20 protein-coding genes are annotated in these 24,636 nt (G+C 46.1%); 8 read left to right on the top strand and 12 right to left on the bottom strand.

Going from position 1 to position 24,636, the window contains the following annotated elements; all coding sequences use genetic code 11:
• The first annotated feature begins 1 nt into the window (after position 1).
• The 4 genes from P2W84_RS10280 (at position 2) to P2W84_RS10265 (ending at position 4,714) form a co-directional block, all read left to right on the top strand.
• Positions 2-787 (top strand): FHA domain-containing protein, encoded by a 786-nt coding sequence (locus P2W84_RS10280; protein WP_276090026.1) that lies wholly within the window; start codon positions 2-4, stop codon positions 785-787.
• Positions 787-2,076, top strand: coding sequence for a serine/threonine-protein kinase (locus P2W84_RS10275; RefSeq protein WP_276090025.1), 1,290 nt, complete (start codon positions 787-789; stop codon positions 2,074-2,076). The genes P2W84_RS10280 and P2W84_RS10275 overlap by 1 nt, the downstream gene beginning before the upstream one ends.
• An 18-nt stretch (positions 2,077-2,094) precedes the next feature.
• Positions 2,095-3,681, top strand: coding sequence for a serine/threonine-protein kinase (locus P2W84_RS10270; protein ID WP_276090024.1), 1,587 nt, complete (start codon positions 2,095-2,097; stop codon positions 3,679-3,681).
• Between the two features lie 232 nt (positions 3,682-3,913).
• The gene (locus tag P2W84_RS10265) at positions 3,914-4,714 is read left to right on the top strand and encodes a hypothetical protein (protein WP_276090023.1); all 801 of its coding nucleotides are present in this window, start codon (positions 3,914-3,916) and stop codon (positions 4,712-4,714) included.
• A gap of 59 nt (positions 4,715-4,773) precedes the next feature.
• Here the strand turns inward: P2W84_RS10265 and P2W84_RS10260 are convergent, their stop codons facing one another.
• Positions 4,774-6,186, bottom strand: a complete 1,413-nt coding sequence (locus P2W84_RS10260; RefSeq protein WP_276090022.1) for an amino acid permease — start codon at positions 6,184-6,186, stop codon at positions 4,774-4,776.
• 238 nt (positions 6,187-6,424) lie between these two features.
• Between P2W84_RS10260 and P2W84_RS10255 the strand changes: the two genes are divergently transcribed.
• The 3 genes from P2W84_RS10255 (at position 6,425) to P2W84_RS10245 (ending at position 11,276) form a co-directional block, all read left to right on the top strand.
• Positions 6,425-8,755 carry a sodium-translocating pyrophosphatase gene (locus P2W84_RS10255; RefSeq protein ID WP_276090021.1) on the top strand — a complete coding sequence of 777 codons (2,331 nt, stop codon included), beginning with the start codon at positions 6,425-6,427 and terminating at the stop codon, positions 8,753-8,755.
• 135 nt (positions 8,756-8,890) lie between these two features.
• Positions 8,891-10,597: an amino acid permease gene (locus P2W84_RS10250; protein ID WP_276090020.1), complete on the top strand. Its 1,707-nt coding sequence runs from the start codon at positions 8,891-8,893 to the stop codon at positions 10,595-10,597.
• A 109-nt stretch (positions 10,598-10,706) separates the two neighbouring features.
• A complete protein-coding gene (locus P2W84_RS10245; RefSeq protein WP_276090019.1) occupies positions 10,707-11,276 on the top strand; it encodes a MarC family protein in 570 nt (189 codons plus the stop codon).
• A gap of 59 nt (positions 11,277-11,335) precedes the next feature.
• Here P2W84_RS10245 and P2W84_RS10240 read toward each other — a convergent pair whose 3' ends face one another.
• From P2W84_RS10240 to P2W84_RS10225, 4 genes are read right to left on the bottom strand one after another with little or no spacing between them, the layout of a single operon-like run.
• Positions 11,336-12,502, bottom strand: a complete 1,167-nt coding sequence (locus P2W84_RS10240) for an RsmB/NOP family class I SAM-dependent RNA methyltransferase (protein ID WP_276090018.1) — start codon at positions 12,500-12,502, stop codon at positions 11,336-11,338.
• A 9-nt stretch (positions 12,503-12,511) separates the two neighbouring features.
• Complete coding sequence (locus P2W84_RS10235) at positions 12,512-13,741, bottom strand: ABC transporter substrate-binding protein (RefSeq protein ID WP_276090017.1); 1,230 nt, start codon at positions 13,739-13,741, stop codon at positions 12,512-12,514.
• Complete coding sequence (guaA, locus tag P2W84_RS10230; protein ID WP_276090016.1) at positions 13,698-15,227, bottom strand: glutamine-hydrolyzing GMP synthase; 1,530 nt, start codon at positions 15,225-15,227, stop codon at positions 13,698-13,700. Before guaA ends, P2W84_RS10235 begins: the two co-directional genes overlap by 44 nt.
• An 8-nt stretch (positions 15,228-15,235) precedes the next feature.
• Positions 15,236-15,688 carry a dCMP deaminase family protein gene (locus tag P2W84_RS10225; protein WP_276090015.1) on the bottom strand — a complete coding sequence of 151 codons (453 nt, stop codon included), beginning with the start codon at positions 15,686-15,688 and terminating at the stop codon, positions 15,236-15,238.
• A gap of 89 nt (positions 15,689-15,777) precedes the next feature.
• Here P2W84_RS10225 and P2W84_RS10220 point away from each other — a divergent pair, with 89 nt between their 5' ends.
• The gene (locus P2W84_RS10220; RefSeq protein WP_276090014.1) at positions 15,778-16,404 is read left to right on the top strand and encodes a LysE family transporter; all 627 of its coding nucleotides are present in this window, start codon (positions 15,778-15,780) and stop codon (positions 16,402-16,404) included.
• A 10-nt stretch (positions 16,405-16,414) separates the two neighbouring features.
• Here the strand turns inward: P2W84_RS10220 and P2W84_RS10215 are convergent, their stop codons facing one another.
• The 7 genes from P2W84_RS10215 to P2W84_RS10185 all read right to left on the bottom strand — a co-directional run bounded on the left by P2W84_RS10215 (position 16,415) and on the right by P2W84_RS10185 (position 24,635).
• Positions 16,415-18,316: a class II glutamine amidotransferase gene (locus P2W84_RS10215; protein ID WP_276090013.1), complete on the bottom strand. Its 1,902-nt coding sequence runs from the start codon at positions 18,314-18,316 to the stop codon at positions 16,415-16,417.
• A gap of 91 nt (positions 18,317-18,407) precedes the next feature.
• On the bottom strand, positions 18,408-19,235 hold the full coding sequence (gene murI, locus P2W84_RS10210; protein ID WP_276090012.1) for a glutamate racemase: 828 nt from the start codon (positions 19,233-19,235) through the stop codon (positions 18,408-18,410).
• A gap of 52 nt (positions 19,236-19,287) precedes the next feature.
• Complete coding sequence (locus tag P2W84_RS10205) at positions 19,288-19,869, bottom strand: OmpH family outer membrane protein (protein WP_276090011.1); 582 nt, start codon at positions 19,867-19,869, stop codon at positions 19,288-19,290.
• A 43-nt stretch (positions 19,870-19,912) separates the two neighbouring features.
• Positions 19,913-20,446, bottom strand: coding sequence for an OmpH family outer membrane protein (locus P2W84_RS10200; protein ID WP_276090010.1), 534 nt, complete (start codon positions 20,444-20,446; stop codon positions 19,913-19,915).
• A 15-nt stretch (positions 20,447-20,461) separates the two neighbouring features.
• Positions 20,462-23,008 (bottom strand): outer membrane protein assembly factor BamA, encoded by a 2,547-nt coding sequence (gene bamA / locus P2W84_RS10195; protein WP_276090009.1) that lies wholly within the window; start codon positions 23,006-23,008, stop codon positions 20,462-20,464.
• A 63-nt stretch (positions 23,009-23,071) separates the two neighbouring features.
• Complete coding sequence (locus tag P2W84_RS10190) at positions 23,072-23,812, bottom strand: isoprenyl transferase (RefSeq protein ID WP_276090008.1); 741 nt, start codon at positions 23,810-23,812, stop codon at positions 23,072-23,074.
• A gap of 19 nt (positions 23,813-23,831) precedes the next feature.
• A complete protein-coding gene (locus tag P2W84_RS10185; RefSeq protein WP_276090007.1) occupies positions 23,832-24,635 on the bottom strand; it encodes a DUF6089 family protein in 804 nt (267 codons plus the stop codon).
• Position 24,636 lies beyond the last annotated feature (1 nt).

The raw sequence follows: 24,636 nt of genomic DNA, 5'->3' as shown, positions 1-24,636 counted from the left end.
TATGTTTAGCTTTTTTAAGAAGAATACGCCGGAAAGGCCGCAGGATGTAAAAACGGTAAGGGAAGCCTTGCTCCTGTTTATCAGGCAGGAACTGCAGAAAATGGAAGGCGGCGAGGGCCGGCATATCCGTGGGCTGGAACTTTATATCGCCTGCCCCCCTGAGGAAAGGTTCCTGTATGACTCTGCGGTATTCTTTGAGGATGAGGAGCGTTTCAAGAATGAGGTACAGCGGATCGCAGATGATTTTGCAATTGACCTGCCATCCAAATGGTTACTGGAAATCCACTTTACAGAAGAACTCCCGGAAGGCAGTGCGAAGACGGAACGTATGGATGTTGCGCTTGTGGTAAAGGTTCCTGAGCATGTGGTGGTCCAACGCTCGGATGCGGCTTACATCAGGGTGATAAACGGAGAGGCGGAACAGGAGGTGTACAGGATCCATGCAGGCGAAGGACGGATCAATATCGGACGGGGTCGGGAGACCAGGGACAACGAGGGATTCGTACGCGAAAATACGATCGCTTTTCCAGACTCAAGCAGCAATGCCGGGAACAAATACATCAGCAGGCAGCATGCCCATATAGAATGGAATAAAAACGACTACGTATTTATGCTCTTTGCAGATGAAGGGGGTATCCCCCCAAGGAACAAGGTAAAGGTGAAACCGGCTGACGGACACAATACCGTAAAGCTGACCTTCACCGAGTTTGGGCATGTGCTGCAGGAAGGCGACCAGATTGTTCTTGGTGAGTCTGCAATATTGGAGTTTAGTTATCAGATGAGTTAATGGCAAAGGTATTTACCATAACCGAGGGCCTGGAGAATATGGGGGCGATACGCACAGGCGGACAGGGCTCTGTGTATAAGGGCAAACGCATGGCACCCGTAATGACGGCGGTGAAGCTGCTGCCGACACCGATCTATACGGAAAATAAAGACGACAGGAATTTCCGAGATTTCCAGAATGAGGTGGACAAGCTGAAAAAGGTGAATGAAAACCCCTCCCCTCACGTGGTAAAGATACTCAATTCAGGGTTAACTGAAAGCGGGTCATTGCCATTCATTGAGATGGAATATATTGAAGGCCCCGACCTGGAAGATTTGCTGCGGCCTCCGCATAATCCCGTATTTACGATCAGAGAAGTGATGAAGCTGGCGGAACAGCTGGCTGCGGCGCTTGCCCACTGCCACCGGGTAGGTGTAAAACACGGGGACATTAAGAGCAATAATGTAAAGTTCAATACGGAAACAGGCAATTATATGCTGCTGGATTTCGGATTGGCGGTCATGTCGGACGAACAGCGCCGCAGCAGCCTGCGCAATGCTGGTGCGGTGGAATTTATGGCTCCGGAACAATACGACGGGAAGATGCTCCTGGAAAGCGATGTATATAGTTATGGTGTGGTGTTGTATGAGGTGCTGACAGGCACGGTGCCTTTTCCGTTGATGAACAGAAATGAATCGTCAAGAAATATGGTCATGCTGGCACACCTGGAAAAGCAAGTCCCCGATCTGGGGGGACTGCGGAGTGTCCGCATACCGGAAGACTGGCCGGAAGACAAAAAAGCGCATGAACAGCAAATTCCCGAATGGTTGCTGGCGGTAATTGACCGGTGCCTGGAAAAACAGCCGGAACGGAGGTTTGCAGATGGGATGGAACTGCATGAGGCCGTATGCAGCGGCATTGAAGCCAGCAACAATACAGAACGTTATCTGGAGGTATTGAGCGGTTATAAGACTGAGAACGAACTTTTACTGGGAGAACTGAAAAAATACCGTTCACTTGAGAAGCTGAAGTGGGTATTCGGAATAATGGTCCTGATATTACTGGCCCTGAGTATCTTTGGCGTAAATGCCCTCCTGGGTGACTACAGGCAAGGCAATTCCGGAACCGGAAAAGACAGCACAGGTGTGCAAGCCACCTCCACTGGTATACCAGGCACTGAAAAGCCTGCTGCGGATACGGTTAAAAGGGCCGGGAGCGCGGTAAAAAGAGATAGTGTGAAGAAAAAGCCGGGGACTGTCAATCTGCAGAAAACAAAAGATGGAATAGTGAACGATGTACCTTATTTTTGATATTAACTAGCGACAGATATGAGTAAAGTATTTACCATAGCAGAAGGACTGGAAAACATGGGCGCCCTGCGTACGGGCGGTCAGGGTTCAGTATATAAAGGAAAAAGAATGGGTGCAATCTTTACTGCGGTAAAGATATTACCTACACCAATCCATACTGAAAATGCTGACGACAGAAATTTCAGGAACTTCAGGAATGAAGTGGAAAAACTAAAGAAGGTCAATGAAAATCCTTGTCCAAATGTGGTAAAAATCCTTAATTCGGGACTTACCGAAAGCGGGTCCTTTCCTTTTATCGAGATGGAATATATTGAGGGGCCCGACCTGGAAGAGTTACTGAAAGCACCTCATGATCCTGTATTTACCATACGGGAGACCATAAAGCTTGCGGAACAGCTGGCAAATGCCCTGGCGCATTGTCACAGCGTGGGCGTGAAGCACGGGGACATCAAAAGCAATAATGTGAAATTCAATACGGCTACCGGCAACTATATCCTGTTTGACTTCGGTCTGGCCGTGATGTCTGATGAACAACGCAGGAGCAGCATTCGCCATGCCGGGGCAGTGGAATTTATGGCTCCCGAACAGCACGACGGTGAAATGTTTTTCCAGACAGACATCTATAGTTACGGGGTGATCTTATATGAGCTGCTCGCCGGTACTGTACCTTTTCCGCAGACGGGGAAGGGCGAGACTTCCAGGAACACGGTAATGCTGGCACACATGGAAAAACCGCTGCCAGACCTGATGCAGTTGAGAAGAGTACATTTACCCGAATCCTGGACAGACACACAGAAACAACAGGAGATGAAAGTACCTGGCTGGCTGCTGGCGCTGATCAGCCGGTGCCTGGAGAAACAACCGGAGAAGCGTTATGCAAATGGAATGGCCCTGCAGGAAGCCATTCAAAGAAATAATATGGAGGCCGAAAAAAAGGTAGCGGTGCTGGAGCAGATCGTAACTGCAGACAGGGAGACAGGTGCCACGCTACCTGCAGAGCCGGAAGGCGGCATAGTGAAAGTGTCGAGACCAATCTTTTTTGTAATGATCCTGGCCCTGGTCGTTTTAAGCCTTTTTGCAGGTTACTCCATTTACAGGTCTGACATGGACAAACGACAGCTGACTGCTTACACAGATAGCTTGTCGGCTGCCGGCCAGGACACAACAGCAGAAACAATGCCTGAACCGGAGCCTGATACGGCAAATGCAATCAAACCGATCATTACGGATACGGCGGTATTGAAAGAAAATACAGAAGTGGATAGTCTTCAAAAAGAATATGAGCGTCAAACTGCGGCCGTCAGCACAGCAAAACCGGTTATTCCGCCGCCTCCGGCAACAACCAATACCGCGACGAAGGAAAAAAGCCGTGAAGTAGTACTGACGAGTGAAGGAAAAAGATACCTGGTGCCGAAAGGGATTCTTTACTTTTATGAGGCCCCCGACCCGTCGAAACCGCGAAAGGGTGTATTGGGGCTCTGGACGAGCAACGGTTTTTCAGTTGTGGACGAACAGAACAATTTCATCTATGTAACCCATACGAACAATGATGGTGAAGTCACCAAAGGTTGGATCAACAAAGCGGATCTGAAGGAGGTCCCGTGAAATATTTATAAGTTTTTTTTATATCCTAAAACTTTTTTTAACCAGCAGCGTTATAATGTTGGTTTGTTTGGTTTAGGTTGATCTGTGGTGGATCAACCATCTAATAACAGGGGTAGCCGCGAGGGTTTTACCCCTGTTTCTCTTTTTTCGCATTTTGTTTCGGTAATCCCGCTGAAGTTTTAATTTTACAGGATAACTTAAAAAACCTTTATAAACCTTAAAACTAATCGATATGAAAAAAGCGGTATATCTTTTGGTCCTGTCTGCCGTAGTTTACAGCTGCGGCAAGAAAGGTCCTTCGGCAACCTATGTTCCCCGGACGATCACAGTGACCGAAAAATTCAATGACAGCAATGACCAGGCCGACAGCGCTCTGAAAATTGTAAAGTATACGGCGGACGAAAAAGAAGAGGCTGCATCGAAAGACCTGATGGCCATCACTTTCCGGGACACGCTGGTAAATATTAAACTTCATGAATCCGACAGTGGGGCAGTTGGCAAATTCGGGTTCGCTGAATTTATAAATACCCAGAAAACCGCAATCCTGGCCCAGATCTCGGATAATTCCGGGCTGACTGCTCCTTTCTTTGTCATTGCGCTGAAGGATGGTAAGCTGGATGTAGTGAGTCTTTACAGGCCTTCTAACGGAAAGATGGACAGCGAGTTTACCAAGGGCCAGACACGGATAGGAAGAAATGGCTACCTGGTAAACAACGATTTCTTTGTCGCCAATGTAAATGCAAAGGTGTATATCCTGAAGCGCCAGAAGCCTGAAGAAAGGATCCAGGGTGAATTCCTGGGCAATTCACCTGACCGAACTACACTTGCATTTCTGACTTCCCAGACTTCATCGGTATACCAGACAAATTATGTTTCAGGAGAAGTTCTGGATCAGCCGCTTTCAAAAGAGGCCCTGGAGGATGCTTACCGATATGTACAAAAGAACTTCACCTGGCAACCCAATAAAAACGGCACTTATTTCTTTAAGCCTGGCAGTGCTGAAAATCCGGTAGATATCAGCTCCTTTAAATAATTATTTTCAGGACAACTCATATTCCTTGAAAGCCCGACCCTGACAGGGACCGGGCTTTTTTATGCCTTATCCTTGGTGAGGTAATAGATCGGGATACCCGCAAGCATGATCAGGACTCCCCAGCCACAGGTACTGGTTTTGTAGATGAGCAGGCCAATGCATAAGGCAGCAGCGAGCAGGATATAAAACATCGGCAGCAGCGGATAACCAAATGCTTTATAAGGACGTTCAGCATCGGGCATTTTCTTCCTCAGGATAAAGATGCCATATATGGTAAGGATATAAAAAATCATGACAATGATGACCACAAAATCAAGCAGGTCACCATATCTGCCCGTGAGGCAAAGCGCCGAGGCCCATACCCCCTGTATCCACAGCGCCCAGCCAGGCACATCCGAGGTATTGAGCATTGCAGCCTTCTTGAAGAACAGGCCGTCTTTAGCCATGGTATAATATACACGGGCACCTGCCATGATAAGACCGTTATTGCAGGCAAAAGTAGAGATCATGATCATGATGGCGATGATCATGGTACCATAAGGCCCGAAGATCTGCTGTGCCGCAACGACTGCAACTCTGTCTGACTTGGCAGTAGCAATGGCATCGAGCGGCAGCACGGCTACATACATGAGGTTGGCCAGAATATAGATGAGACTGACGATAAAGGTGCCCATAAACAGGCTTAGACCTACGTTGCGCTTAGGGTTTCTGATCTCGCCGGCAATGAACGTAACACCTGCCCAGGCGTCGCTGGAAAAGAGAGAACCCACCATCGCGGCACAGACACCGGAAAGCAACAGGCTACCACTGATGTCCGACCACTGAAGGGTATCCGGGCTGAACCTGCGGGTCTGCCAGGCATCGCCCCAGTTGGCATTCCAGATGTCTGCTTTTGCGGCAAGTGTAAAACCGAAGACAATAAGCCCGAACAGCGACAGGATTTTGATGATGGTAAGTATGGTTTGCAGGATCTTACTGTCTTTTACACCTTTACTGTTGAGGTAGGTGAGCAGCACGATGGTAACGATAGAAACGATCTGAGCAGCATTCAGCTGGAAACTGCCGGTCTGCCACAGGATGTGCTCATCGCCGAACGGTTTATAAAGATAAGCGGCAAACTTAGCGAAGGCAACGCCCACTGCTGCAATGGTGCCCGTCTGGATAACGGAGAATAAACTCCACCCGTAAAGAAAAGCGATCAGCTTGTTATAGGCTTCCTTCAGATATACATACTGGCCGCCTGCTTTAGGGAACATGGCACTGAGTTCACCGTAGCTGACCGCTGCTATAATGGTCAGGATTGCGGTAAGCACCCAGATGAGGATCAGCCAGCCCGCCGAACCCACATTCCGGGTAATATCGGCACTGACGATAAATATCCCTGAACCGATCATAGAGCCTACAACGAGCATGGTGCCGTCCAGCAGGCCAAGTTCTCTTTTGAATGATCCGTCTTCTTGTTGTTCTGTCATGTGAGTTGAGTTGATAAGTTAAGCATTAGACGCTAATATATTTAATCCTGAGTAAACACCACTATTGAGGCTTGCGGTTTGCAAAAATTATTTTAATTTGGTAATTACACTGACACCGTTATTTTTGCAGACCACCTGTTCTGTAAATGAACGGCCTTGCTGCCTTAACTTAAACAAGAATCAGAAACCAAGTATAAACAATATCCTGACAAGGAAACCTAAACGAGAAAATTAATATATGGAGTTTTTACAGAACAATTTGATCTACCTGATCCCGGCGATGGGTCTGGTGGGCATCCTGGTAATGGCCGTGAAGAGTGCATGGGTAAACAAACAGGACGCCGGAGACAAGAACATGCAGGAGCTGGCAGGCTATATTGCCGATGGAGCGATGGCTTTCCTGAAGGCGGAATGGCGGGTACTCAGCGTTTTTGTGCTGATCACCGCTGCCCTGCTGGCCTATTCAGGAACAGTCCATGAGGTAAACGGGGTACAGCTGCATTCAAGCTGGATCATCGCTGTAGCATTTGTGATCGGCGCGGTATTTTCTGCTACGGCAGGTTATATCGGTATGAAGGCGGCTACCAAGGCGAACGTAAGGACGACGCAGGCAGCAAGGACCAGCCTGAAACAGGCACTTAAGGTATCGTTTACTGGCGGTACCGTAATGGGACTGGGTGTGGCAGGCCTAGCCATACTTGGACTTGGAGGATTGTTCATTGTTTTTCTGAATATCTTTGGCGTGGTAAGCGCCAACAGCAATGAGATGAGAACAGCCATAGAGGTACTGACCGGCTTTTCGCTGGGTGCTGAATCTATTGCACTTTTTGCCCGTGTAGGCGGCGGTATCTATACCAAGGCTGCCGATGTCGGTGCTGACCTGGTAGGCAAGGTTGAGGCCGGTATTCCAGAAGATGACGTGCGCAACCCGGCTACAATTGCAGATAATGTCGGGGACAATGTGGGCGACGTTGCGGGGATGGGTGCAGATTTATTTGGTTCTTATGTGGCCACAATTCTCGCTACGATGGTACTTGGACAGGAAATCGTTGCCCAGGACCGTTTCGGGGGGATGTCTCCTATCCTCCTTCCTATGGTGATCTGCGGACTGGGGATTATCTTCTCTATCGTCGGTACCTGGTTTGTCAGGATCAAAGGCGAGGATTCCAATGTGCAGCATGCACTCAACCTGGGCAACTGGGGCTCCATTGTGATTACGGCAATTGCCGCTTACTTCGTAGTCATCTGCATGCTGCCCGAACAGCTTTCCCTGCGGGGGGTGAACTTTGAAAGCATCGATGTGTTCTATTCGATCATTGTCGGCCTGGTGGTAGGTACTTTGATGAGCATCATCACGGAGTATTACACAGCTATGGGCAAGGGTCCGGTAAACTCGATCATCCAGCAATCGGGCACAGGCCACGCAACAAACATTATCGGTGGCCTCTCGGTAGGCATGAAATCCACTGTAGCACCTATCCTTGTCCTTGCGGCCGGGATCATCTCCTCTTATGCTTTTGCCGGGCTGTACGGAGTAGCCATTGCAGCTGCAGGGATGATGGCAACTACAGCTATGCAGCTGGCGATCGATGCGTTCGGGCCAATCGCGGACAACGCGGGCGGCATTGCCGAAATGAGCCAGCTCCCCCCGGAAGTGCGTGAACGTACAGATAATCTGGATGCAGTGGGCAATACAACTGCGGCCACAGGTAAGGGATTTGCCATTGCTTCTGCTGCACTTACCTCACTCGCACTATTTGCTGCATTTGTAGGTGTGGCCGGAATTTCCGCCATTGACATTTATAAGGCTCCAGTATTGGCGGGCCTGTTCGTAGGGGCCATGATTCCCTTTATTTTCTCAGCCCTTTGTATAGCTGCGGTGGGTAAAGCCGCGATGGATATGGTACGTGAGGTACGCCGGCAGTTCCGGGAAATTCCGGGCATCATGGAATACCAGGCAAAACCTGAATATGAAAAATGTGTTGACATTTCCACAAAGGCCTCTATCCGGGAAATGCTTCTGCCCGGTGGTATTGCCATACTGGTACCGATCATTGTCGGTTTTGGCTTTAAGGGCGTATTTCCTGCCGTAAGCTCTGCGGAAATCCTTGGCGGTTTACTGGCCGGGGTGACGGTGTCGGGTGTACTGATGGGCATCTTTCAAAGCAATGCCGGAGGCGCCTGGGATAATGCGAAGAAATCGTTTGAGAAAGGGGTAGAGATCAATGGCGAAATGCACTACAAGAAATCGGAACCCCATAAGGCTTCCGTTACCGGTGATACGGTGGGTGATCCGTTCAAGGATACATCCGGTCCTTCAATGAATATCCTCATTAAACTGATGTCTATTGTTTCGCTGGTTATCGCACCTTATATTGCGGTGTCTGGGACCGATGGAGGGGTGGTGACCAGAATCGGAAATGAGATCAAGGTCCAGAGCAACCCGACGGAAAATTCAATACAAATGACCGTGAACCTGGAGACTATCCAGAAAATGCTCAACAAAAAGTCAGATTCATTACAAAATCTGGTAGACAAACTCAGGACCGATGCGGGGAACGCAAATTAATTCAGCATTTTTAGAAACAAAAGGGATTTTCAACAGGAATCCCTTTTTTATTTTTAGATATATTTAATTAGGTTTGACTCCTAGATATAAAATAAGCGACATTTACTGAAAAAACTGTAACTAAACTTTGAATTTATGAATTTTAGAAAGTCGATCGACTTGCTTAAAAAAGAAGCTGCCGAGAGTGGAGAGGGTACGCTGAAACGGACACTGGGGCCGGTCAATCTGGTGGCCCTGGGTATCGGCGCAATTATTGGCGCTGGTTTATTTTCGATCACCGGATCTGCTGCCGCAAACAATGCCGGCCCTGCAATTACAGTCTCTTTTGTAATTGCGGCAATTGGATGTGCCTTTGCCGGACTCTGCTATGCCGAATTTGCATCTATGATCCCTGTTGCGGGAAGTGCGTATACGTATTCCTATGCCACAATGGGTGAGTTCATTGCTTGGATCATCGGCTGGGACCTTGTATTGGAATATGCTGTCGGTGCTGCCACGGTCTCCATCAGCTGGAGCAGGTATCTGGTGAAGTTTCTCGACTATTATAATATTCATCTCCCCCCCCAGCTGACGATGTCTCCATTTGATACGGTAACGCTGATAGACGGCACCGTGGTTTCAGGTATGCTGAATCTCCCCGCTGTTTTCATCATTATTTTGATGTCTTTTGTACTGATCAGGGGAACGAGCGAATCCGCTTTTGTCAATGGCCTGATCGTAGCCGTTAAGGTGGTAATCGTCTTTATCTTTATCTTCCTCGGTTGGAAATACATCAATACCGATAACTATACTCCTTATTTTATTCCAGCTGACAAGGCTGGTCATGAAAGCATATTCACGCATGGCTGGGGCGGGGTAATACGTGCGGCAGGTATAGTGTTCTTTGCCTACATCGGCTTTGATGCCGTTTCAACAGCTGCGCAGGAGGCTAAAAATCCTAAAAAGGATATGCCAATCGGCATCCTGGTATCGCTGTTTATCTGCACTATATTGTATATTCTCTTTGCACATGTCATGACCGGTGTGGCTAACTATGACCTGTTCAAAGGCCAGGACGGGATCGCTCCTGTTGCAGTTGCCATAGACAATATGGGCACTAAAGATGCAGCCGGAGTAGTGACACCGGCCTATCCATGGCTCAACAAGGGAATTATCGTAGCCATTCTTGGTGGTTATGCATCAGTTATCCTGGTCATGTTGCTCGGACAATCGAGAGTATTCTTCTCCATGAGTAAGGATGGCTTGCTGCCAAAGGTATTTTCGGATGTACATTCCAAGTTCAGCACGCCCGCTAAAAGCAATTTACTTTTCATGGTATTTGTGAGTCTTTTTGCCGCATTCGTTCCTGCGAGGGTAGTTGGTGAGATGACCAGTATCGGTACACTGTTCGCTTTTATTCTGGTTTGCATCGGCGTAATTATTCTGAGGAAGCGCATGCCGGAGCTGGAGAGGTCATTTAAGGTACCAATGGTCCCGCTGATTCCTGTCTTGGGTATTCTTGTGTGCCTGGGCATGATGGTTTTTCTACCGCTGGATACCTGGGTGCGACTGCTGGTATGGATGATCATTGGCATTAATGTTTATCTTTTTTATGGCCTTAAGAACAGCTTACTTTCTGACAATCTGAAGACTACGCTTGTGAAAAGTACAAAAGTTGTATCCTGGGTCGGCCTGGCGCTTGCTGTTCTGCTTATCGTTGTTGCAATCATACACCATAGCGTAACCAATGGCGAGGATACGGGACTCTATTATTTCTCCCTGGCCTTTGCGGTAGCGCATATCCTGCTATATGCCTATAAGTCTGCAAGTTCCGGCAATGTTGAACCCAAGCGGATCGGCTGAACCGAACGACAGCTGAAATAATTACATGGTAACAAAGCCGTCCTTATGGGGCGGCTTTTTTTGCTGGATTTATCAGATATAAATTACCTTTGTTCAAAAACTAGCTTTTATGCGATTCAATTTCAGTCAGATCCTGTCCAGCACCATGGTGATCTTCGCGATCATAGATATCTTGGGATCGATCCCGGTTGTTATTGAACTGAGAAAAAAAGCCGGTGGCCATATCCAGTCTGAAAAAGCTACTCTGGTAGCGGCATCGCTGATGGTCATTTTCCTTTTTGCAGGTGAAAGTTTGCTTAAGATCATTGGACTGGATGTGGAATCCTTTGCGATTGCAGGTTCATTTGTGATCTTTTTTATTGCCATGGAAATGGTTTTAGGCCTGACCATCTTTAAGGAGGATGTTCATGAAACAGTTTCCATAGTACCGCTTGCTTTTCCGCTTATTGCCGGTGCCGGAACGATGACTACATTGTTGTCGCTGAAGACGGAATATGAAACACAGAATATCATTATCGGAATATTGCTCAATATGCTGTTTGTCTATTTTGTCCTTAAAAACACAAACCGTCTGGAGAAACTTCTGGGCAGGTCTGGCCTGAGTATACTGCGTAAGGCATTCGGGATTATTTTGCTGGCGATAGCCATTAAACTGTTCCGGAACAATACAGGCCTTTAGTCCAATACCACTTAGCAATAAAACCTCTCTCTACTTTAGTGGGGTTGAGCCTTATCGGATCAGACCTTAATGAGGCGTGCAACAAACATACTATCGGCCCTTTCCGCATATCCGGTAATTGTTTCCATTCTTTCCAGTTTAAGCGGCAGGTTCTCCTGCATCCAGGAAACTACATATTCATTCTCCTCCCTGAAAACAGAACAGGTAATATAAATCAGCGGTTTGCCTGGTTTCAGGTATTTCACGACATTGCCCGAAATGGCTTTCTGTAACCTGGAAAATGAATTGATTTTGACCGGATCAAAGTAATGTAGCATTTCGGGTGTACGCCTCCAGGTACCCGAGCCCGAGCAGGGGGCATCGAGAATAATCCCGTCGAATTCGTAATGATGAAGATCAGGATCATTATTGGCAACAAGGTCAAGTACCTTTTTCTGATATTTCCTGATCCCTGCTTCCCGGAAACGTTCATCCAGGTTTTCAAGACTACTTGACCGATAGTCGCTGACCAGTAACTGGACCTTAGGTTCAAGGTCATGCAGCAGCAAGGACTTTCCTCCCGATGCGGCACAGCAGTCCCACCAATACTCCCATTCCCGGGGCTCAAAAAATAAAGCCGTTTTCTGAGAGGAAAGATCTTGTACCTGGTATTTACCCGCACCCTGGATCAATTGCTCTAATTTAGTCCCGTTTGGTAAGGCAAGGGTCTGGTTTCCGATCTGTCTGCATTCTATATGATTTGCCTTCAGCCGGGCAATGATTTCGTCCATGGCGCTGAGTTTTACCCGGATAAAGAGATCAGGCTGAACGAAGCTGGCCAGATTCAGCTCATACCGCGTAATTCCTTCACTCAGTTCTGCCGAGAAGGCAAATACGTCATCCAGGTTAAAACTGCCAAACCGCTCCCGGATCAACTCGACTTTCCTTACCGTACTTTCGCCCTGGAAGGCTGTCAGATCGGACAGGAAATAGGAGGTGACCATACCAGGTTCAGCATTACAAAGAAAATCTGCTACCGCAAGCCGGATATCAACGTCGTGGTCAGCAAGTGCCCGGCCTAGGCGGAAATAGCTATAAATATGACGGGTAGCCCACCTTCTGTCAGATGAGCCCATTTCTCTATGCTGTTTAAAATAGGTAAACAGGAAACGGTGCAGGGGTACATTACCATTGTATTGTTCCAGGATTTGCCGGAAGGCCCTGATCTGGTGTGCTGCTTTCATCATATGAATCCGTTATTCTATTTTCTTTAGCGCAAACTTCTCATAGCGCAGCAGCATCAGGCTGGTATTGACATAGCCTGTCTGTTCATCTTTAACGAATGAAAAATGGTTATGCAAGCCTTTATAGTTATCCTTTGTAAGGTAAGCTGTAAATTCCCGGCCATGCCTTGCCAGAAGTGTCCCGAAGTAATATCCGATATCAAATCCCTTAAATGCATATTCACCCGGCTCAAAGTGAAATGCCGAACGGTATCTTTTGATAAATGTACTGACCGACGCATCGCTGTAATCAACTTTATAGGAAGAGCTGATTGTCGTATGCAATGCCTGTAGTTTATCTGTACTGTAGTTTTGCCTTATCCAGTCAGGGTGACCAAAAACATCGGGGTTTAATATGCCCGCAGATTTCATTTTTACCAGTTTATCCAGTGTCGGCACTACAAACTTCCGATCACTTGAACTGACAATAATTACATATTTCTTCCCCTTGATGAGTTTGGTCTCCATCGTAAATACGGAGCCATATTCCTGGAAAACAAACTTAGCTCCTTTACTTTTGAAATAATCTCTGACGGGCGCACCCATGACCTCATCTTCAGGGGATTTTGGATTGATCAGGACCACAACGGTTTGCGCCGGATCATAATGCCCTACGATAAAATCTCCTGCCTTCCGGGCATGCAGGTCTATGTTATTGACTATGGAAATGAGATTGGGATTGTTGAACTCACTCGGATGGCTTGCTGAAAGTGGATTTACAATAGTTAACTTGTGTGCAACGGCATAGTCCCGGATATACTTCAAGCCATCCGGAAATACTGGTCCTACGATCAGATCAGCTGTATTCAGACTCCCTTCCTTCAGCAATTTGTCAAGCTGGGTATTATTGTCCCTTGTATCGTAGACCTTAAGCTTGAAATTCAATCCTGTTGCAGCTGCAGAATCAATGCCCATTTTAAATCCCTGGTAAAAATCGACTGCCATTGCAGAACGCTCGACATCCGCCTTTGTAGCCGTTTTCTGATTGAATTCATTAAGTCTAAAAGGGGCCAGAAGTGCAATTTCTGCCTCACGAAACTTAGCCTCCGGTTTCTCAACCGGTTTTTCCGGCACCTTTTCGGGCTCCTTTTTCACCGGGCTTGTTACCTTTGGCGCACACGAATACAAAAAAAGGCTGACCAGTAAAGTCAGCCAGTATTTATTCCCACTCAATGGTTGCAGGTGGTTTTGAACTGATGTCATATACTACGCGGTTAATTCCTTTTACTTTATTGATGATTTCATTGGAAATCTTTGCGAGTACGTTATAGGGAAGATGGCACCAGTCTGCAGTCATACCGTCCACTGATTCTACCGCCCTCAGACAGACTACATTTTCATAGGTGCGCTCATCACCCATGACGCCGACAGATCTTACCGGAAGAAAGATTGCCCCTGCCTGCCATATCTTGTCATACAGGCCTGCTTCTTTAAGGTTATTGATATAAATAGCATCTGCCTCCTGAAGAATTGCGACTTTTTCTGCAGTTACCTCACCAAGGATCCGGATGGCCAGCCCCGGGCCGGGAAAAGGATGCCTGCCGATGATGAAATCCTCTAGTCCCAGAGAGGTCCCCACTCTTCGTACCTCATCCTTGAAAAGTGTATTTAGCGGCTCAACAACTTTGAGCTTCATAAAGTCAGGGAGCCCCCCTACATTATGGTGTGATTTTATCGTTGCTGATGGCCCCTTTACCGATACCGATTCAATGACATCAGGATAAATAGTGCCCTGTGCAAGCCATTTTACATCTTTTACTTCGTGCGCCTCATCGTCAAAAACTTCGATAAATACCCTGCCGATTGCCTTCCGCTTTTGCTCGGGATCACTTACACCTGCCAGTTGCCCAAGGAACCGGTCCTTTGCATCAACCCCCTTGATATTCAGCCCTAGGTGTTTATATTGTTCAAGAACAGCATCATACTCACCTTTGCGCAGCAATCCATTGTCTACAAAGATACAGTGCAGGTTTTTACCAATGGCCTTATGTAACAGTATGGCAGCAACGCTGGAGTCGACTCCTCCAGAAAGAGCAAGTACAACTTTATCATCACCCAGTTTCTCGCGTAATGAGGTAATTGTGGTATCTACAAAGGCATCGGGGGTCCATTCCTGCCTGCAACCGCAGATATCTACCAGGAAGTTTGCCAGTAATTGTTTGCCGTCAGTACTATGGGTGACCTCCGGATGGAATTGAATTGCATAAGTATCAGTCCCCCTGACCTGATAAGCAGCCACCTTCACCGAATCTGTACTGGCAATCAGCTCAAAATCCTCAGGGATACTGGTAATGGTATCGCCGTGAGACATCCAGACCTGGGACCCTGCGCCGATATTTTTAAATAACTTATTGTCTGGAGCGATAAAGCCAAGGTTGGCTCTGCCGTATTCCCTGATGGAAGAAGGCTGCACCTCCCCGCCCGAATGCTGGGCAATATATTGGGCTCCATAGCAAACACCTAACAATGGATACTTCTGATGAAACCTCGCGATATCGATCTGCGGAGCATCTTCCTGCCGCACGGAATAGGGACTGCCGGAAAAAATGATTCCCTTTACATCGGAAGAAATCTCTGGAATATTATTAAAGGGATGAATCTCGCAATAAACGTTTAATTCGCGTACCCTACGGGCAATTAACTGTGTATATTGGGAACCAAAATCGAGGATTATGATTTTTTCTAGCATGGCCAAAGTTAAGCATACTTCACCACATCTACTCCAAACTTTCTCAAAAAATCTACCCCTTCATCGCTGGGAAGGCCTTTGTAAGCCGCATAGGAGTGCTTAAAATATACTTTTACTATTCCTGAAGAGAGGATAAGCCTTGCACAGGCGATACAGGGAGAAAGCGTGGTATAAAGCGTAGAGCCCGCAATATTTGACCCGTTCTTCACTGCATAAAGTATTGCATTTTCCTCGGCATGTAAAGCCAGAGAACAACTTCCCCTGGAATCACGTGCGCAACCAGTTTCCGGCCATTCCTCATCGCAATTGTGCGTACCGGAAGGCGGACCGTTATAGCCAATGGAAATGATGCGCGTATCCTTTGCAAGCACTGCTCCCACCTGCGCACGTACACAATGCGAACGTCCGGCCAGATCTGCCGCAAGATTCATATAAATATCTGTGAAACCTGGTTTATTCATGTCTTAAGGGTGCTAAACATAAGTAAAAAAAAGCAGATGAAAAAAAGCAATAAAATCGCATATTAGCGCCAGATATATGCAAAGACTGAATGTTTGAAGCCATAGTACAAGGGATAGGTGCCGGCATCCTGTTTTCCTTCCTGACAGGGCCAGTTTTCTTCTCCATGATCAAAACGAGTATCGAACGCGGATTCAAAGCTGGGTTCTCTCTTGCAATAGGCGTTGTTTTCAGTGATATCATCTTCATTTCACTAACTATTTTCAGTTCCCAGTTCGTAGATTACAACGCTGCGTATAACCAGTATGTCGCTATCATCGGAGGCTTGTTTTTGTTGGGTATCGGCTTGTACTATCTCTTTAATAAAGTGAAGGTCAGCTACGACGTCTCAGAAACTATAAAGATCAAAAAAAGAGGCTATATACTGAAAGGCTTCCTGATGTGCCTCCTCTCGCCTTCAACATTGATGTTCTGGATCATGGTTGGCGGCATCATATCGGTACAGTTGCATTATGACATGGCAGAAAAAATAGTTTTCTTCGCCGTTGCTATGACCACTCAGCTTTCAGTAGATTGCATTAAAACGTATTATGCAGCCAAACTACGTTACCGCATTAAGGAAAAATCCATTCAGAACCTCAATAAGATAGCCGGAGCGGTAATTATCGTTTTTGCCATCAGGTTGTTCATACAGGTAATCATCAAACATTACATGTAAAAAAAGGGCTTTAATAAGCCCTCTGATTATTTCCTTCCTTCCAGTTTACAAAAGCCTTATTGACGACCTTGTTACCTCCGGGGGTCGGATAATCACCGGAGAAATACCAGTCTCCGCTATGGTTCGGACAGGCAACATGAAGATTGTCCAACGTTTGATAAATGACCTGCACTTCTGCCTCAATATTTTCAGGAGTAATGATCTTGGTGATCTGAGCAGAGATCTCCTCTTCAGTAAACGGTTTATAGATCTCCTTTACATGGTTAACGATCTCTTCCTTCGGCAATTTCAGGGACTCTTTACATTTTTGATAGACATCCTCGATCACTTGTTCCATACCCCTTTGCTTCAATAGCTGCACAGCTGCCTCAAAGGCAACAAACTGGCCCATTTTAGACATATCGATGCCGTAGCAGTCAGGATACCTGATCTGAGGTGCCGAAGATACTATGATAATTTTCTTAGGGTGCAGGCGATCAATAATTTTAATGATGCTTTGTTTTAGTGTTGTACCTCTCACGATGGAATCATCTATAGCCACCAGCGTATCTGTATGGTTCTTGATCACTCCGTAAGTAGTATCATATACGTGGGCAACCATATCCTGTCTGTCCGCGTCCTGGGTAATAAATGTCCTCAGCTTGACATCCTTGATGGCTAGTTTCTCAACCCTGGGCGTCATGGACAGCAACTCGTCCATTTGCTCATCGGTAAGCACATCCTTACGGTGAAGCAAAGTATCCTTCTGTACGCCTCTGATGTAAGCATGGAGTCCTTCTACCAAGCCGTAAAAAGAAACTTCCGCAGTATTGGGAATAAAAGAGAAAACAGTATTCTTAAGATCAGAGTGAACTGCATCAAGAATCTGCTTACACAGCAGCGCACCCAAATGCTTCCGTTCTCTGTAGATCTCTGCATCACTTCCTCTTGAAAAATAGATCCTTTCAAAGGAACAGGCCCGCTTCTCCTGAGGCTCACGGAAAATCTCCTGCGAAACGACCCCATTTTTCTTAACGATCAGTGCATGCCCCGGCTGGATCTCCTTTACATCCCTGAATGCAATATTGAAAGCTGTTTGTATTGCCGGACGTTCGGACGCCGCTACTACAATTTCATCATCACAATAATAGTAAGCTGGACGAATACCCGACGGATCTCTTAACACAAAGGCGTCACCATTGCCCACAATACCGGAGATCGCATATCCGCCATCCCAGTTTTTAGCAGAACGTCTTAATATCTTGGCAATATCAAGATTAGCAGAAATCTTCTGGGTGATCTCTACATTGGTCAACCCTTCTTTTTTATATTCATCAAACAAATCCTGGTTTTCGTCATCGAGGAAGTGACCGATCTTTTCCAGTACGGTTACGGTATCTGCCTGCTCTTTAGGATGCTGGCCCAGCTCATAAAGTTGCCTCAGCAGTTCATCTACATTGGTCATGTTAAAGTTCCCTGCAATAACCAGGTTCCTGGTCATCCAGTTGTTCTGGCGGAGGAAAGGATGGCAATTCTCAATACTGTTCTTACCATGAGTACCATAACGCAGGTGTCCCAAAAGTACTTCGCCAATAAAACTTACATTAGCCTTTAACCATTCCGTATCCTGCATCAGCTCAGGTCGTTCGTTCTGAATATCCACAAACTTGTTCTGAACATACCCGAAAATGTCTGCAACAGCATTTTGTGCCATAGACCTGTACCTGCTGATATAGCGGTGCCCGGGCTTCACATCAAGCTTGATAGTGGCAATACCCGCCCCGTCCTGGCCGCGGTTATGCTGTTTTTCCATCAAAAGATAGAGCTTATTAAGTCCGTAAAGTGCTGTTCCGTATTTTTCCTGGTAGTATGAGAGCGGTTTTAAAAGGCGGATAAAGGCAATACCGCACTCGTGTTTTATGGAGTCACTCATTAGGTGTTTAATTTGAGCCGCAAATTTACCTTTAATAATAATGAGAACCTAGAAAGAAATAGAATCTTATTTTCAGATTATAAACCTGACCCTAGCCCACAGACATCGGTTCAGAAGCCACATGCTCGCCAAAGAAAACAGAGGTATGGCGGTCAAAATTTTCCGTATCACCAGAAGTAAAAAACTTCCGTATACCCTCCTTCGCAATTATTTGTTCAATTTCCGGATGTCTGTTCAGATAATCACCAAGACTGTCCGCAACGATCTCCCCCTGTGCCATCAAACGGATGTTTTCAGGCAGTATTTTTCTGATTTTGGGGATCAGCAACGGATAATGTGTGCAGGCAAGGAGCAGGCAGTCGATCCGGTCATCGGCCTCCAGGATTCTGCCAATATATTTTTCAACGAAATAGTCTGCGCCGGGCCCAAGATGCTCATTGTTTTCCACCAGCGGCACCCACATAGGACAACTCTGTTGCAGGACGCGGATTTCGGGATAAAACTTAGAAATTTCCATCAGGTAAGATGCAGACTTAACTGTACCCCTTGTGCCCAGCACACCCACTGTCTTTGAATCTGTATAATTTCCGATGACCTCAGCAGTCGGGCGGATTACGCCTAAAACCCTGCGGCCGGGATACTTATAAGGCAGGACATTTTGCTGAATAGATCTCAACGCCTTTGCGGAGGCCGTATTACATGCCAGTATCACCAGGGGGCATCCCTGAGAAAAAAGCCACTCCACACATTCCAGTGTATACCTGTAAACCGTCTCAAAAGAATGGTCACCGTAAGGTGTACGGGCATTGTCTCCCAGATAAATATAATTGTACTCCGGAAGCTTCCCGATTATAGACTTAAATATCGTCAGTCCACCGTATCCAGAGTCGAAAATACCGATTGAGTGCCTGTTCTCCATAAAAAAAGCCCAACTAATTCGTTGGGCCTGCAATTTAAACTTTAAATTCCAATTATTTCTTAGGAGCCGCTTTAGGTGCCGCAGTTGCAGCCGGCGCAGTAGCACTGATACCCAGCTTAGCCTTTACTAACGGAGTAATGTCTTCTCCCCCATCAAAGTAGACCAGGGCAGGGTTTGCTGTATCGAATACATAAGCATATCCTTTCTCCTTAGATACTGCCTTGATCGCACCATCAGCTTTAACCTGGATCGGATTGAACAATTCTGCATTTTTCTGCTCCATTTCCTGCTGAGCTTTAGTTCTTGCATCTTCGATACGTTTCTGAAGATCCTGCAAGTCATTGCCCATGGTCTGAAGTTCTTTGGTCACCGCTTCCTTATTGGCCTCGCTCAATGTTTTTTCTTTGTCCTGTGCAGCCTTATATTTAGTCTGATACTCATTGATCATTTTATCAATGTCGGCAGTCTTAGTCTTCCTGAAGGTTTCCAGCGTCTCCTGAGCAGTTTTTACCTCAGGCATAGCCTGGATAATATCTGCAGAGTTCAAGTGTGCGATCTTCTGTTGAGCATTGGCAATATTTGCAGCACAAATCAAACCCGCAGCTACAAAAAAAGCGTTCATTAACTTTCTCATTTCTATTTTTCTTAATTGTTTTTAAATTATCCCTTTGTGTGTCCTATTTTACTATCGACCCCGGCTTGTAACCAAGCCTTGTAATTACATCATTACTGATATCATAAGATGTACTGGCGTAGATCATCATGGTAGCCTCACTGCTCTTGTCAAAGATAAAGTCCAGCAATTTTACCTTGGCCACTTCAGCAACAGCCTTGCTGACCTTATCCTGAATCGGGCTCAGCAGTTTGGTCCTGCTTTGAAACAACTCCCCGTCCGGTCCGAATATCCTCCGCTGAAAATCCTTCGCCTGCTTCTCCTTTTCGATAATCTCGTTTTCCCTTCGCTTGCGCATGTCCTCAGTCAGCAATACCTGATCTGCCTGATACGCCTTGTACATCTTGTCAATTTCCGTAAAATTATTGTCAACCTGCTTCTGCCACTGTTCGGACAATACATTCAGCTGGTTCAATGAAGACTTATACTCTGGTAAATGCTTGAGGATATATTCTGTATCTACATAAGCAAATTTCTGGGCAGACGCTACTGTTCCGGATAAGAGCAAAACGATAAATGCGATTATATATTTTTTCATCCTGATTTTCTCAAATTAATTAAATCCTCCAAGCTGCTGAGCGATACTAAAGTGGAACTGGCCTTTATTTGCATCCGGGATACCTGGGATCTTATCAAATCCATATCCATAATCAATGCCAAGCATTCCGAATATCGGTAAAAATATCTTTGCTCCCAAACCGACAGACCTTCTGATATTGAAAGGATTAAAGTCGTTAAATCGATTCCAGGTATTTCCACCTTCCGCAAAACCTACCAGAAAGGCAGTTGCCTGCTGGCTGGCAATAACCGGGTACCTTAACTCCATCACATATTTGGTGAATATCGGGCTGCCTGAATTCCTTGCAACATTCTCATTCGCACCGACAGGGATTACCGAATTATTTGCATAACCACGCATTGCGATCAATTCAGAACCCTGTAAGAAGTCAAATCCCTGCATACCGTCACCGCCGAGTTTAAAACGCTCAAACGGAGACTGCCCAACGGCCTGATTGTACGATCCAAGGAATCCGAACTGCGCCTGCGCCTTTACTACAAACTTACCCGCCAGTTTCTGGAACCATTGCGTCTCAAACTTCCATTTGTGATACTCCGTAAACTTATAACGTTGTTTATCTGATGCTGTTGCGTAGTTGATATTATTTAGTAACGAATATGGTGGTGTAGCCTGTATGGTAAACCTGAATATAGAACCTTCCGTTGGAAAAATCGGCGAGTTTCTGGAGTCACGTGTCAGTTCCTGTGTCAGGTTAAAGTTATAAGAGGTACCTGTACTGAAAAGATAGCCAGGATAATTGTTCAGTATATATTGCTGAATATTGATCGAATGGCTTAACTGAAAATAGTTATCCGGAAAATTAAGCCTTCTTCCAAGACTGACAGTCACACCGTTCAAACGGATCTTCTGAAAATTTGAGGCTGTTCTCGCAGCGCCGTTTGACTGCAGGGAAGTAAATGCACTGACGCCAAAGCTGATCGGCTTCTTCCCGCCCAGCCAGGGCTCAGAGAACGAAAAGCTGTAAGACTGATAATACTTACCATTGGTCTGACCCCTCAGGCTCAGTTTTTGGCCATCTCCTTTCGGAAGGGGTTTGTAAGCATCCAGATTAAACAGGTTCCGTAAAGAGAAGTTATTAAAAGTCAAACCTAAAGTACCAATGATATTACCGCCGCCAAAGCCGCCAGACAGCTCAACCTGATCAGAAGGCTTTTCTTCTACCGTATATTCGATATCTACAGTACCATCTGCCGGATTCGGTCTTGGTGTCGGTACAGTCTTAGACTCATCAAAATTACCCAGCTGTCCGATTTCACGCACCGTACGGATCAGCAGGTCTTTAGAGAACTTCTCGCCTGGTTTCGTACGCACTTCACGAAGCACTACCCTGTCATTGGTAATTGTATTGCCTTTTACGGTTATCCTGTTATTGGTATACTGAGGGCCCTCATAAATACGCATTTCAATATCAACGGTATCTCCCTGTATCCGGCTCTGTACAGGCTCTACGTTAAATGTCAGATAACCATCATTCAGGTAGACACTGGAAACATCGTCGCTGTTGGCACTGCCCCGTAGTTTCTTCTCCAGTTTCTCCTCACTGAATACCTCGCCTTTTTCAATGCCAAGTACCTTTTCCAGGTACTCAGTAGTATATTTTGCGTTTCCGGCCCAGGTTATGTTACCAAAGTAATATTTAGGTCCTTCGAACAAATCAATCTTTATACCTACAGATTTCTCATTATACTGGTAGACAGTGTCCTTCAGGATGGCTGCATCCATATAACCACGGTCCTTCATCTTAGCGATCAGTTTCTGCTTATCTTCCTCATATTTTTCTTTGCTAAACTTTCCCGAGCCAAATATTTTATAGAATGCCTGTTGCTTTGTCTTACTGAGAAATTTCCTCAGCTTTGAGGCAGAGAAATCCTGATTACCCGTAAAGTTGATCTCGTAGATTTTGACTTTACGGCCCTTATCTACATATACCTCCAGTACCATTCCATTATCAATCGTCGAATCCGGCCTCGTCTTAAAGTTCACCGAAGTAAAGAAAAACCCTTTCTGGAGCAGATATTTTTTGATCGTAGTGCTTGTAGAATTGTAGAGGTTATCATTAATGATCGATTTTCCGCTTTTCTCATTCAGCTTTTCGAGAATATCTGTCTTCTGCGACTTGCTGACCCCATGCAGATCAAAAGATGCAAGCCTCGGACGTTCCACTACACTGATGTCAAAGTAGACAGTATCCTCAACGATCTTCTCGATATCCAGTTGCACATCATCGAACAGCCCCTGTGCCCAAAGGTTTTTGATTGCATTTGCCGTGCCTTCCCCCGGCAAAACAATACGTTCACCTTTAATGAGTTTGGAAAGGGTAATGATCACATCTTTTTCAAGAAACTTAGAGCCACTCAGTGTGGTACCACCAATAATATATTCCTTGGGATTGAAATAATCTAAGTCCAGTCCGTTTACCTTGAGGGAAGGCTGCACCGGGTTTACCTGCGGCCTGCTAATCTGCGCCGTCGCCGGCAATCCCATCATCAACAGAAATATAAATTGGTATATTCTTTTCATTTAAATCTAAAAAATCGATGCTAAGTTAATTTAAACACATGTTAAAAAGTGTTAAAAGTAAAATTAGTTCAGTTGCTCACTAGTTTTACCGAAGCGTCTTTCCCGTTTCTGGAAGTCCACGATTGCCTCAAAAAGATCCTCTCTTCTGAAGTCCGGCCAGAGGGTATCCGTAAAATAGAATTCCGTGTAAGCCATTTGCCAAAGTAAAAAGTTACTGATCCTGTGCTCACCACTGGTCCTGATCATCAGTTCAGGTTCCGGCATATCGTGGGTCGTCAGCTGGGCGGAAAAGCTATGTTCATCAATATCCTCGATATTAAGCTTTCCTTCGGCAACCTGGGCCGCCAGTTTTTTTGCAGCGGTTACCAGTTCCCACTTTGCGCTGTAGCTCAAAGCGAGTGTCAGTGTACAACGGGTGTTGTCTGCCGTCTTTCTCATCGCCTCCCCCAGGTCATGGATGCACTGCTCGGGAAGGGATGAAATATCTCCAATTGCATTTAGTCGGACATTATTTTTAGTCAGGGTAGCCGTTTCCTGGTTAATGGTAGAGATCAACAGTTCCATCAGTGCATTCACTTCCTCGACAGGTCTGTTCCAGTTTTCCGTAGAAAAGGCATAAACCGTCAGGTATTTGACACCGATATCCGCACAGCCTTCTACAATGTCCTTCACGGACAAGACTCCGCTTTCATGCCCGAAATGTCTGATCTTTCCCTGGTTTTTGGCCCACCTGCCATTACCATCCATGATCACAGCGATGTGCTGGGGTAACCTCGTGATATCTAATTGTTCTCTAAATCCCATTAATTCCGCGCAAATATGCCTAAAATGTATAACATTTTTGGGACACAAAGGTATAAGATATGCCAATACCTACAAACATATAAGTATCTCTTTTTCTCAAATCGCCCCGCTGTAATTCAGGGCGGTATGGATTTCCGGAAGGATCGGAAAGCATCCGTCTTGTTGCTCTCAATTCAGGGGAGTCATTTTCAGGCCACTTAGATTCATTGGGGTACCGCCCCCTGACATCATCCAGGTAGTCTGAATAGGAAGTCCTGTACCCGGCCTGTGCAAACATGCCCCAGTTTTCCTTTAATCTTACCTTTACCCCGGCACCATACGGTACTGCAAATGTATAATTCTTGTAGGGCGCCCCTTGCCCTTCTGTCAGGTAGTGCCTCAACTTATAGTCTGTGCCATTATAGGTGGCAGAAGGGTTAAACAATGTTGCCCCGATACCGGTGAAGATATACGGGGAAAATATCCTGCGCCCGCCGCCGGCAAAATATTCAAAAAAGTTAAAGTCTACCTGTAGGCTTATTTCGTTCAAGGGTGTCCTGAAATTCAGATTCCTGTTCCTGAACTGTTCATTATCGGAATCTGCATCGTTGGCCCTGATCTTGCCATAAGTGTAGTGAAGCCCGAGCGCCCAGTAAGGATCAAAGTTCATTTTCACGTATGCGCCTGCAGAGATCCCGCTTAACTTAAACAGCCTGTCCTGGTTAAGGTCACCGATATAGCCCGCTCCGCCGGCACTTAATCCGAGTTCCATTGTCTGCGCCCGAAGCATACTCCCTGTCAGCACAAACAAAAAACTCAAGAAACCCCGTAAAATATACCGCATA

The organism is Pedobacter sp. JY14-1 (assembly GCF_029269825.1).
GTDB lineage: Bacteria > Bacteroidota > Bacteroidia > Sphingobacteriales > Sphingobacteriaceae > Pedobacter.
This window is presented reverse-complemented; position numbering and strand designations above follow the sequence as displayed.